8 protein-coding genes and 1 pseudogene are annotated in these 11,618 nt (G+C 69.6%); 3 read left to right on the forward strand and 6 right to left on the reverse strand.

Annotation, left to right across the window (positions count from 1 at the left end; all coding sequences use genetic code 11):
* The first annotated feature begins 7 nt into the window (after positions 1-7).
* On the forward strand, positions 8-2,275 hold the full coding sequence (locus G3I71_RS35890; RefSeq protein ID WP_164321478.1) for a M4 family metallopeptidase: 2,268 nt from the start codon (positions 8-10) through the stop codon (positions 2,273-2,275).
* Positions 2,276-2,813: 538 nt separating this feature from the next.
* Here G3I71_RS35890 and G3I71_RS35895 read toward each other — a convergent pair.
* Positions 2,814-3,497 (reverse strand): response regulator transcription factor, encoded by a 684-nt coding sequence (locus G3I71_RS35895; protein WP_164321481.1) that lies wholly within the window; start codon positions 3,495-3,497, stop codon positions 2,814-2,816.
* A 51-nt stretch (positions 3,498-3,548) separates the two neighbouring features.
* Entirely contained in the window at positions 3,549-4,751 is a 1,203-nt protein-coding gene (locus G3I71_RS35900; RefSeq protein ID WP_239149537.1) for a sensor histidine kinase, read from the reverse strand.
* A gap of 247 nt (positions 4,752-4,998) precedes the next feature.
* Here G3I71_RS35900 and G3I71_RS35905 point away from each other — a divergent pair, with 247 nt between their 5' ends.
* Positions 4,999-6,327, forward strand: coding sequence for a serine protease (locus tag G3I71_RS35905; protein ID WP_164321487.1), 1,329 nt, complete (start codon positions 4,999-5,001; stop codon positions 6,325-6,327).
* Positions 6,328-6,385: 58 nt separating this feature from the next.
* Here the strand turns inward: G3I71_RS35905 and G3I71_RS35910 are convergent, their stop codons facing one another.
* The 4 genes from G3I71_RS35910 to G3I71_RS35925 form a co-directional block, all read right to left on the reverse strand.
* Positions 6,386-7,315 (reverse strand): hypothetical protein, encoded by a 930-nt coding sequence (locus G3I71_RS35910; RefSeq protein ID WP_164321489.1) that lies wholly within the window; start codon positions 7,313-7,315, stop codon positions 6,386-6,388.
* 440 nt (positions 7,316-7,755) lie between these two features.
* Positions 7,756-8,709 (reverse strand): RICIN domain-containing protein, encoded by a 954-nt coding sequence (locus G3I71_RS52785; RefSeq protein WP_164321491.1) that lies wholly within the window; start codon positions 8,707-8,709, stop codon positions 7,756-7,758.
* 323 nt (positions 8,710-9,032) lie between these two features.
* Positions 9,033-9,938 (reverse strand): hypothetical protein, encoded by a 906-nt coding sequence (locus tag G3I71_RS35920; RefSeq protein WP_164321493.1) that lies wholly within the window; start codon positions 9,936-9,938, stop codon positions 9,033-9,035.
* 178 nt (positions 9,939-10,116) lie between these two features.
* A complete protein-coding gene (locus tag G3I71_RS35925) occupies positions 10,117-10,818 on the reverse strand; it encodes a response regulator transcription factor (RefSeq protein WP_164321495.1) in 702 nt (233 codons plus the stop codon).
* 402 nt (positions 10,819-11,220) lie between these two features.
* On the opposite strand from G3I71_RS35925, the pseudogene G3I71_RS35930 reads away from it, so the two are divergent.
* Positions 11,221-11,478 (forward strand): annotated as a pseudogene (locus tag G3I71_RS35930) (RNA-guided endonuclease TnpB family protein); the annotation flags it as partial.
* Positions 11,479-11,618 lie beyond the last annotated feature (140 nt).

The following is an 11,618-nucleotide window of genomic DNA, read 5'->3' on the forward strand; positions in this document are numbered from 1 at the left end:
CCGACGCATGACGGGGATCGCGGTCGGCACGATGGCCGCGCTGCTCGGATCGGCGCTTCCCGCCTGGAGCGCGGCCCCGGCGGCGGACGACACGGGTCGAGCGCCTCGGCAGATCGCAGCAGAACCCAGACCGGGTGCCAGAGCCGTCCAACTGGCCCCGGCGGAGCGCAAGATGATGCTCGAGACGGCGGCCGACGCGGGCAGCGCCACTGCCCGCGCACTCCAACTGGGCCGGCAGGAGGCGCTGATACCCAAGGACGTCATCAAGGACGCCGACGGCACCGTGCATACCCGCTACGAGCGCACCTTCGCCGGATTACCCGTCCGCGGCGGCGACTTGGTGGTGCATGACCGCGGTGGCTCCCGTACGGTCAACAAGGCGTCGCAGGAGGCGATCGCCGTCCCGACGACCGCGGCAGCCTTCTCCGCGGCCAAGTCGGAGAAGTCCGCTCTGGCCGCAGCGAAGCAGGAGGAAACCCGCGAGACCGCCCTGCAGGGGCAGTCGCGGCTGGTCGTCTGGTTGGGCGACGGTGACTCGAAACTGGCCTGGGAAAACGTTGTCAACGGGATTCGGGAGGACGGGACGCCGAGCCGTCTGCAGGTCCTGACCGATGCCACGACCGGCGCCCGGCTGATGAGTCACGAGGAGGTCCAGAACGGCGAGGGGGTCAGCCGGTACAACGGCCGCGTGCAGATCGGCAGCGTACGCAACAACGACCGCTTCGAGCTGACCGACCCTCAGCGCGGCAGTCACCAGACGTTCGACGCGGGTGGGACCTTTGACAAGGGCACGCTGGTCACCGATGACGACGACGTCTGGGGCGACGGAACACCGTCCGACCGGCAGACGGCGGCAGTGGACGCCGCCTACGGCGTCGCGAAGACCTGGGACTTCTACCACGACCGCTTCGGCCGCAACGGAATCGCCGACGACGGACGCGGCGCCTACTCCCGCGTGCACTACGGCGTCGGATACGCCAACGCCTTCTGGCTCGACTCCTGCTTCTGCATGACCTACGGCGACGGACGCACCAACGACAGGCCGGTGACCGAACTCGACATAGCCGGCCACGAGATGACCCATGGCGTCACCTCCGCCACCGCCGGCCTGGTGTACTCCGGTGAATCCGGCGGGCTCAACGAGGCCACCAGCGACATCATGGGCACCGCCGTCGAGTTCTTCGCGAACAGCACGGGCGACGTACCCGACTACCAGATCGGTGAACTCATCGACCTCCGTGGCACCGGAGGGCCACTGCGCTACATGGACCAGCCCTCCAAGGAGACCAACGCTGCCGGTACTTCCCAGGACTACTGGACGGCACAGACGAGGAAGCTCGACCCGCACTTCAGTTCCGGCGTGGGCAACCACTTCTTCTACCTGCTCGCAGAGGGCAGTGGGGAGAAGACCATCAACGGCATCGACTACGACAGTCCGACCTACGACGGTCTGCCGGTCTCCGGCATCGGTCTGGAAAACGCCACCACCGTCTGGTACCGGGCACTGACCCGCTACATGACCAGCACCACCGACTACGCGGGAGCCCGCACGGCCACCCTGCAGGCCGCAGCCGACCTGTTCGGTGCCTCCAGCGACACGTACGAGGCCGTCGGCAACGCATGGGCCGCGGTCAACGTCGGGGCGCGCTACGTGAACCACATCGCCGCCGAGGCCCCCTCCACCCGGGCCGTGGCCGTCGGCCAGTCGGTCGTCCGGCAGATCGAGGCGACCACCACTCGCCCCGGCGGGCTGACCTACTCCGCCACGGGCCTGCCCACCGGTTTGTCGATCGCCCCCGGCACCGGACTGATCTCCGGCACGGCGACCGCGGCCGGCGACTTCGAGACGACCGTCGTCATCACGAACTCCGCGGCGGAGACACTGACCCTGACCTTCGTCTGGCCCGTCTTCGGCTCCGGCGGTGGCTTCTTCATCAACCCCGACCGGTACGACATCCCCAACTGGCAGACCATCGAGTCCCCGATCACCGTCACAGGGCGAGAGGGAAACGCGCCCAGTGAGCTGAAGGTGACGGTCGACCTGGTGCACTTCTTCATCGGCGGTCAGGTCATCAACCTGGTCGCCGAGGACGGCACCGTGCTGCTGGTGAAGGACTTCGTCTGGGACCAGGGCACGGAACTGCACCAGACGTTCACCGTCGACGCCTCGGCGCTCCCCGCCAACGGCACCTGGAAGCTCCGCGTCACGGACAACACTCCCGGCATCTTCACATTCGACCCCGGTTACCTCGACAGCTGGAGCCTGACCTTCTGATCCCTCTCCGCCCAGGTTGTCCGTCCCGCCACTGACACCGCCGCGCCGGGAAGCCACCCCGGTGCGGCGGCACCGCGCCATCCGCCGGTACGGCGGTCAGGGCGCGGGTCTGGTGCAGCCGACGCCTCGGCGTGGGGACGGGACGTCGGTCGCAGTGCACCGACGACAAGCCGACGCAGACCACCGGTCGTCACCGCGTGGCGGATCGCGCGGGCGGCGAGCAAGGCGCCGAACGGCGAGTCCATCCACACGCCGGTCCACGGTGGGGCAAGGTCCGCCGCGGTGCAGGAGGGCGGCCATCGCCGCCCGCTGCAGGCCTCGTGCCGGGTAACCCGCCGTACGTGCCGCGTCAAATACCGGCCCGGACAGCCGACTTGGGCGCAATGGCGTGACTCTGCCGGTGAACATTCGGGAGCCATCCGGCGGCTGCGCCGCCGAGGGTGTGGAATCGGCCTGATCGTGTGCGTCCTCGGGGTGCGCGGCCGGTTGAGTACAGGGCAGGCGGCGGAGGCGGCGGAGATCCCGGCCGAACGCTCGATCAGGCGCTCTCCGTACCCCAGGCTGCGGAGCTGCGGGAGGTGAGTCCGGTCTCGTAGGCGAAGACGACCGCCTGGGCGCGGCTGTTCAGCATGAGCTTGCTCATGCAGCGGTGAACGTGTGTCTTGATGGTCGCTGTGCTGAGCACGAGTCGCTGGGCGATGTCGGAGTTGGACATGCCCGATCCGACCAGCCCGAGAACCTCCAGTTCTCTGGGGGGCAGCGTCTCCAGCCCGGAGTGCGGCTCGGGCGCGGCCGGGCGCGGAGTGCACGCCTCGATGAGCGATTTGATCACCGGGGCACTGAACAGCATGTCTCCGGCGTGCACGGTGTCGATGGCGGCGAGCAGCCGGTCCGGCGGGGTGTCTTTGAGCAAGAACCCGCAGGCGCCGACCTTCAGCGCGCCGTAGACGTACTCGTCGAGGTCGAAGGTCGTCAGCACGAGGATCTTGGGGAGTGGGGCCGACGCCTGGGCGAGGATCCGTTCAGTGGCGATGATCCCGCTGGTGCCCGGCATCCGAATGTCCATCAGGATCACGTCGGGTCTCGTCCGCGCGGCCATCTCGATCGCCTCCTCGCCGTTCTGGGCCTCGCCGACGACCTCGATTCCCGGTGCGGCCCGCAACAGTGCGTTCAGTCCCGAGCGGATGAGGAACTGGTCGTCCACGATGAGCACTGTGGGCATGTGTGGTGTCGCCTTCCTCGCGGCTGCCCGGCCCGGAGCCGAGACGCTTCCTCACCTGTCCCGGGGTACGGGAACGATCAGTCCGACTTCGAACCCGCCCTGCGGGCCGGGTCCGGCGGTCACCGTCCCGCCGTAGATACCGGCCCGCTCACGCATGCCGATCAAACCATGGCCGGCGGGCCCCCCGGTGATGCCGGCCAGAACCGGCGCCTGTCCGTCGTCGGTTACGCGGACGCGGACCGCGGCCTCGGCGTAGTGCACCGCGACGTTGGCGTTCGCCGCGGGCGCGTGCTTCATGACGTTGGTGAGAGCCTCCTGGATCACTCGGTAGACGCACAGGTCGACGCCCGGCGGCAGGGCGAACGGGGCGCCTGTGATCCGGACGTCGACGGGGATGCCCGCGGCTTCGACGCGCCGGGCCAGCTGGTCCAGCCGCCCGAGACCGGGGGTCACGTCGTGGTCGCCCGTTCCCTCCTGGGCGCGCTCGGCCCCTTGCCTGAGCACAACCAGCATGCGGCGCATTTCCGCCATGGCCTCGTGGGCGCTGCCCGCGATGGTGTCCAGCGCCTCGCGGGCGGTCCTCGGGTCGGACGTGAAGACGTATCCCGCCAGGCCGGTCTGCACGGAGATCGCGGACACGTGGTGGGCGACCACGTCGTGCAGTTCACGGGCGATGCTCATGCGCTCGGCCATGACGGCCCGCTGGGCGTTCTCCTCCTGCTCCAGACGCAGTTGCTCGCCGAGCACCGCGAGCCGCTCGCCGCGCTCGGTGAGCCGGCGGAACCGGTCGCCGGTCACCCACAGGACGGCGACCATCACGGTCACGAAGACCACACTGAGCGGGCCGATCCCGGGCTCGGCGAGCCGCGTGCCCCACAGCAGCACGAGCAGCGAGCCCACGGCGCACTTCGCCACGACCCTGCGCGGGCACAGCGCCGCGACGGTGTAGAGCGCCAGGCCCAGTCCGCAGACAACGACCACGTGGTAGTAGCCCAGGGTGAAATAGCACAACGTGCAGGCCGCCGTGCCGACGAGCACGGCCAGAGGAGCCCGTCGGCGCACGGCCAACGGAAGGTAGACCAGGGCGATCAGCACATAGGCCCATACGTCGGCCTGCCGCCAGTAGCCCTGCGAGTTCGGCCAGTTGCGCAGCATCGTGCTCGAGATCCAGACCGACACCACCGAATAGACGATGTCTGCCACCTGCGGGAAGACCCTGCGAACTGCCCCGCCCCACGTGCGCTGCGCGAACATCGTCCGAGCGTAGGCCCCGGGCGATCGCTCCGCCCGGCTTTCCACCACAGCTGCACCCCAGGTTGTACACCGCCAACCACCCTGGTTGCAGGTGCAGTTCAACCCCTGGGTGGGCGAGAGGAACGGCCCTTCCGGCTAGCTTTCCATCGAATGCGATGGCGTACGCGGGAAGTCGTCCAGCCTCGCAGAGGGGGCCGGCGATCGGGGTGCCGGTCAGCCATCGTTCGGCAGATTCGGGGAGTTCTCCATGCGAAGAACGCAGAAAATCGTCAGAACGGTCTGGGCGGCCGCACTCGCGCTCGGAGCGCTGGGGACCGGTGCCGGGGGAGTGCACGCGGTTGGCACCGACACGGCCACGGTGCGACCGCCGGTCGCAGTCAACCAGGCGGCCTGGGCCTCTTCCACCGACCGGCAGAACGCCGTGATCGAGTACTGGACCAGCGAGGACATGGCCCTGTGGAACGCCAACAACACGGACTACGGCGTCGACGGCCCCAACTACAGCAATCTGGACGAGGGCCGCATCTGGAGCCGCGCCGGAGCTGTGCACCAGACAGTCGGGCGCCTGTACTACCGCCAGACGCTGGCCTGGCCGTCCACGACCCGGCCCAGCCGGCCGGAGGACGCGATCGGCGCGGTGGACTCGACGCAGTGGCTCCATGTCGACTCCGCCGGAGCCTATGTACCGGCCGACACCACCGCGCAGCACATCTTCAAGGACAGCACGACGGTGACCGCCGTCGCGGACGGGACCACCACCACGGTCCGCACCGTGGCCTACCCCACCGAGTGCTCGGCGAACGCGGTGGACAGCGCCAACGGCAGCACCATCCTGTCTGCGGGCCACTGCGTGTCCAATCCGCTGGCCGTGGTCGCGCTCGGCTCGCTCACCGGCACCATCCAGAAGGGCTCGGTGAGCGCCACCGACGACGCCTGGATGTTCATTCCCGGCTACGACGGCACCAAGGTCGGCCTGGCCCAGGCCCCCTACGGGCTCTGGCCCGCGACCACCGCCCACACCACCGCGCAGTGGAACGACTTCACCACGCTGAACCCCAACACCGTCAACCTGTCCAACTTCAACTACGACGTCTCGGCGCTCACCGTCGCCGACCCGACCAGACCCGGCGTGCGCCTGACCGATGTCGTGGGCTCCCAGCACGTGGCCTTCAACCAGCCCTATAACCAGACCATGTTCGCCTTCGGCTACCCCAACGCGGGGAGCTGGGACACCGTCAGCACCCCTGTTCCGGCCCCGGGTCAGACACCGGGCACCACCCGTGAGATTCCGCGCTACCGACACGACGGGCGCTCGCTCGTCGAGTGCAACGGCAACACCTGGAAGGACTTCATCCTCAAGACCGACTACGAGATGACCTGCAATATGACGGGCGGCTCCAGCGGCGGCCCCTGGTTCCAGGACTTCGACCCGGCCACCGGCACCGGCACACAGGTCGGGGTGAACTCCACCAAGTACCCGAACTTCGTGGAGGGCGAGGGCGTCTGGGTGATCGCCCCGCACTTCGAGGACAACGACCAACTGCTCTACAACACGGTCCAGAACCTCACGCCCTGACCTTTCGCTCCGCCGATCGGTGGCCTCCAGGGACCAGAGCGTCAAGCTGCAGCACGGCTCAGATACGGGGCCAGCCCTGGCCTGCGGTCACCTCGCGTGCGGTGCGACGCCACTGTGCCTCTCCGCCGGGCAGGGGCCAGGCCCAGGTCGGCTGTTCGGCGGTTTCGAGGTCGTGGAGGCGGCGGACGAGCTGTGGGCCGGCGGTGGCAGCGCCGTCCGGGACCGTGGGGCCGTGGACGGCGCGCAGTCGGTCGAAGCGTGCCAGTTCGTCCTCGTAGAAGCCCACGGCCTCATCCACGCGGGCGTCCCGGTCATCGCGTGCCACCGTGCGGTGCAACTGCAGCAGCGGAGGGTCGACGGACTCGGCGATCGCCGCGGCGAGCCGAGCGTGCCCGTCCAGGATCAGATGGCAGTCCAGGCCACTGACCCACCACAACAGGACCGGTGGAAGCGTCCCTTCACGGGCCTGCTTGCGGTACGCCTTGACCCGGCTGTCGTCGGCATCGGGCATCGGCCGCAGCGGAAGGACCTCCCATGAATGAGAATGGAGGAACCAGTCGAGGTAGCCGTCCGGATGGCCGTCGACGAGCATCGAGCTCCAGTACTCGCCATGCGAAACGTCGGCGTGGCGCCAACGCCGGAACGGACTCTCGTGCGAGAGCAGCCATCGGCCCCCGTGCAGCGGACTGTCCGGGCCGTCGAGGTACTGCGCGAAGCGGTGAGCCCACCGTTCCGGGCTGCCCGCCAGGGCGCGCACCACATCGGCGCGCAGCGGCGGAACGAAAGAGCAGTACTCGTCGGTGCGCCAGAAATCCACGCCTTCGAGGTGCTCGTCCACAACGGCGAGCAGCACAGGCCGCGACAGCCGGGAGACCAGCAGTCGCTGCCCGGCGCTGAACACGCACAGTCCCGGCCGGTGTCGGTCCTGTACGTCCAGTGACAGGCCCACCCACGTGCCGTCATCCCGCGTGACATCGGTGCGCTGCATACCGAGAGCGTAGACAGCCGCTGCCGGGGGAGGCCCTTGGCCGGCCGGCATGCCCCCGCGTACTCCGCGAGCGGGTGGCCCCGGCTGAGGTCTGCGCTTCGTGTGCGGGCCCCGGGCCGGCTCGGCGGTCGTCCTGTGGGCAGAGCACCGGCCGGATGCGTTCGACTAGATCTTGAGCTGGTCGCCGCAACTCGGGGCGGCTGGTGGTGCGTTGGTGGTCCAAGGAAAGACGCCCCGCTTCCTGCGGGGAAATGCAGGTGCAAGGCCTGCCCGGCGCTCGATCACGGGGCCCGTCCGCACATCGGACGGGCCCCGTTCGTTGCCCGGCGTCAGAACCTGGGCGGCTGCGATTCAGCACAAGCGCCTCCACAGTGGCCGGCGCCAGGCCACGGGCCCTCGTCGCGGCGGAGTGTCCCCCGTGGCGCGGGCCGTAGGTGAGGTTATTTCAGGTACCACTTCTGGTTGGAGCTTCCCTCGCAGTCCCACAGTTGCAGCCGGGTGCCGTTGCCGGTGCCCTTGTCGACGGCGTCGACGCACTTGCCGGCCCGGATGCTGACCAGGTCGTGGGAGTTGTTGAGGTTGAACTGCTGCGCCGATCCGCCGTTGCAGAAGGCCAGTTGGACCCGCGTGCCGTTCGCGGTGCCGGCGTTGGCGGCGTCCATGCACAGGCCCATCGACCGCACGCTGCCGTCGGACTTGAATACCCACTTCTGCCACGAGGAGCTGCCGCAGTCCCACAGCCGCAGCGGGGAGCCGTCGGTGCCGCTGTGCGACGAGATCTCGATGCACCGGGAGGACGGGTAGCCGGCGATCATCTTGCCGGCGGTGGCCTTCGTCGTGGGAGAGGCCGCCGTGGTGTCACCTTCCCCGGCGGGCTCGGTGTTCTTGTCGCCCGAGGCGCCGGGCTTCCCGGACGACGTGCTGTCCGGGTCGGCATCGGTGTTGGCGGCGTCGCCGCCGGCCTCGTCCGTCGGGCTGCCCGGGGACTTCTCCCCGGCGTCCTTGGCGGGCTTGTGCGACGAGCCGCCCTTGCCGGGCTCCGGGGTACCGGGCCCACTCGTCACACCCGGAGAGTTGTATCGGACGGTCACGTCGGAGGGCACATCGGCCGTGGAGTCGCCGTGTTTCCGGCCCGACGCGTCGTCGCCGGACGTCAGCAGGAACGGGACGGCGGCCAGCGCGCAGACCAGCAGCACGGCACCGGCGACGACTCCTCCCGGCACCCGCGCGGTGGACTCCGCGTCGGACGGTCCCGGCGCGGACGGTCCCGAACCTTCGGACGACGGCGAGTACTCCTCGTCGGTAGCGTCCCGTGAGGACGCGGCCAACGCACGCACCGAAGCGAGCCGGGCGAGCAGCCGGGCCCGCTGATCGTCAGGATCCGGCGGCTCCACGTTGCCGGAGTCCGCGGGTTCCCCGGCCGGGACGTAGTCCCGCCTCCTGGCCGGCGGTACGGCCGTGGGCCGGTCGGGGCGGGGCGCAGGGCCGCCGTCGGACGCCCGACCGACGGCGCCGAACCCAGCGCCGTCACAGGGAGGGCAACGGGCTCCGACTCGGCGACCGGGTCCTGCTCCGGCTCGGACAAGGCGGCCGGCCAGGGCAGCGGCTGTTCCCAGACCGCCGCTTCGTCGTCGTTCGGCTCCGGTGCGGGACGTCCACCGACCGCGGCCGGGGCCTCGGTGGTCTGCCGTCGTTCCGGCATCTGTTCCACGTGTTCCTACTCCGTCGTGTGTGAGTGGTACTGGTTCGGGGCGCCGCTCAGGGCAGGGGAGAACGGGGAGATGCCGACCTTGATCGTGGCGGTCCGCAACCGGTCCGCAACCGGTCCGCCGGGTCGAACGGGAGCCTCTGCTCCGACCCGCCCCTTGCCACGATGTCGGTGGGGAACCTGTGGCCGCCGTTCGCCGTTCGCACGCTGATCTGCTGAGGCGTGATCCTGGCATGTCCCAGAGGCCGCAGCCGCTGGAGATGGTCGAGAGCCCCTTGCAGGGCGTGCCGGAACAGTTCGGCGGTGTGGATCGCCCGTCACCTCCACACTGCTCAACCGCCGGAGCCCGACCGGCAGCGGCTCCAGGCCATCGATCGGTTTCGTCTCCCGGGGCGGGAACTTCAGGGCCGAGGCCCGTGGCCCGCGAACCAGACCGATCCGGATCCGGGCGAAGCCGTCGTGCCCCGGGAGGCGTTCCCAGACGCGAAGTCCGCCCGCCACCGACCACAGTCGCCCCGGGGGCGGGCTGTCCCACAGCGCGGCGGTCCGCTGCGCATCGGCGGTGGTCCATGCCCTGCGCCGCAACTGGGCCAGATAGCGCAGGTAGTCGCGTCGCTCAGCCTGCATCTGACGCTTGCGGTCCGAACTAGACCCGCCCAGCTGGCCCAGGTTCATCCCGACCATGGAGATGCCCATCATGCCGGACATCAGACAGGTCGTCGGTGAGCCGTCGCGCAGCGAGAACATCATGATCATGGCCACGGTGCCCAGGGCCATCGGCAGAAAGACCAGGACGGATGAGAAGTCGGCGGTGGCCGGTTCGGCCAGTACCGGCGGTTCCGCCAGTTCGATCTGCTCGGACGGTTCCTGGGGCCCGTGGACGCGCGGTGCGCGCTTCACGATGACAGTGCTCATTTAGAGGTGTTCTCCACGGTAACGGCGCCCGTGCGCCGCGATGACGATAGGAGTCGCAGGTCCCGGACCCGGGCCGAGAGCTCGGACGTTGCCCTCAAGGACCACCGGCCCTTCCCTCCGGGGGACACGCGGCACCGCCCGGCGGCGAACGGTCCGCGCGCCACGGCTGCCCGGTGGTTCACAGGGCGCCGCTGCGCATTGCGTGGGCCACGGCCTGGGTGCGGTTGCGCAGACCGAGCCGGGTCATCATGCCGCCGATGATGTTCTTGATGGTGCGCTCCGAGTAGCTCAGGTGCTCGGCTATCTCGGTGGTGTCCATGCCCTCGGCGAGCAGCCGCAGGACCGCCACCTCACGGGTCTCCAGGCCCGACGTGGTCATCCCCAGCGGTGCGAGCACATCGCGCTGGATCGAATGGAGCCGGTGCACCAGCCACCCCTGGAGCGGCGGCGGCAGATGCGCGCCGCCGGCCCCTACCTCACGCACCGCCTCCACCACCGAGTTGAACCCGGAGGCCTGACGGGACATCACACCGCGCAGACCGCACTGGAAGGCCCGCATCACATGCTGGTCGCGCAGCCGCTCGGTGACCAGCACGATGCCCATGCCGGGATTCGACGAGCGGTCCGCGACCGTCTCCATCACCTGCATGGTGTTCTCGGTGACCTCGTTCGCCAGCATCAGGATCACGTCGGCACCCGGCCGTTCGTCGGCCGACAGCAGCTTGAGCCCGGTGTAGGTGCGCAGGCACGCGATCGTCCCCTCGCCGGTGATCGGGTCATTGGCGATCACCGAGACGGCCACGGTTCCCGCAGCGGCCCGCCGGCCTCCGGCGCTCGCCGTCGGACGCGTCTCGATGTCGCCCACGGTGTGGTGCTGCATGTCGCTTTCACTCCAGGGAGGGATCGGTGCCGGTGGCGTCCCGGGACCGGCAGAGGCCACCGCCGGTCCCGGGACGCCACCTCCGCTACGGGCCCGGTTCCGGCGGCCGTCGGCCGCGAGCGCGGACCCGGCTCCGGCGAGGGTGGCGCGCAGGTACGCCGGATTCCCCACCGGGGAGACCGACGGGCGCGACGGAATCCACTGCAGGGAAGCCCCGGGGCGTGGCTCGCTGATGTTCGCGGTGGACAAACGTGTGCTCCTCGTCACGCCGTCGACACAGCGATGCCCGGATCCTCCGACACCGGGCTTGGCGCCTGCTTGACGTCCGCTTGGCGCCGTGCCCTCCGCTGCCCCGGCCGCCGCCGGACCAGGCGCTACGCGGTCACCGGCCAGCAGACCGCATTGGCGAAGGCGTTCGAGTGCGCCCGTGTCGTGTTCGACGACGTGGTCCGCGTCCGTGAAGACGCCCGCCGGGCCGGGGAGCTGTTCCCCGGGACAGGGGAGCTGTCCACGCGTCTGATCACCGAGGCCAAGCGGACAGCGGAACGGTCCTGGCTGGGCGAGGTCTCCGCGGTGGTGCTCCAGCAGTCCCTGTGCGATGCCGAGACCGCGTACCGCAACTTCTTCGCTTTCCTCAAGGGTGAGCGCAAGGGCCCGAAGACGAGTTCGCCCTTTTCAAGTCCCGCAAGGAGTGCGACACGAAGTCGCTATCGAGCAGTGGTTCTACTAGAAGAGAGGAACAGATGAACCCCGACCCGTGACTGATGGTCGGTCCCCAGTTTCGGGTGCGTCGGTGGCAA

Source organism: Streptomyces sp. SID12501 (assembly GCF_010550245.1).
In the GTDB taxonomy this organism is placed as follows: domain Bacteria; phylum Actinomycetota; class Actinomycetes; order Streptomycetales; family Streptomycetaceae; genus Streptomyces.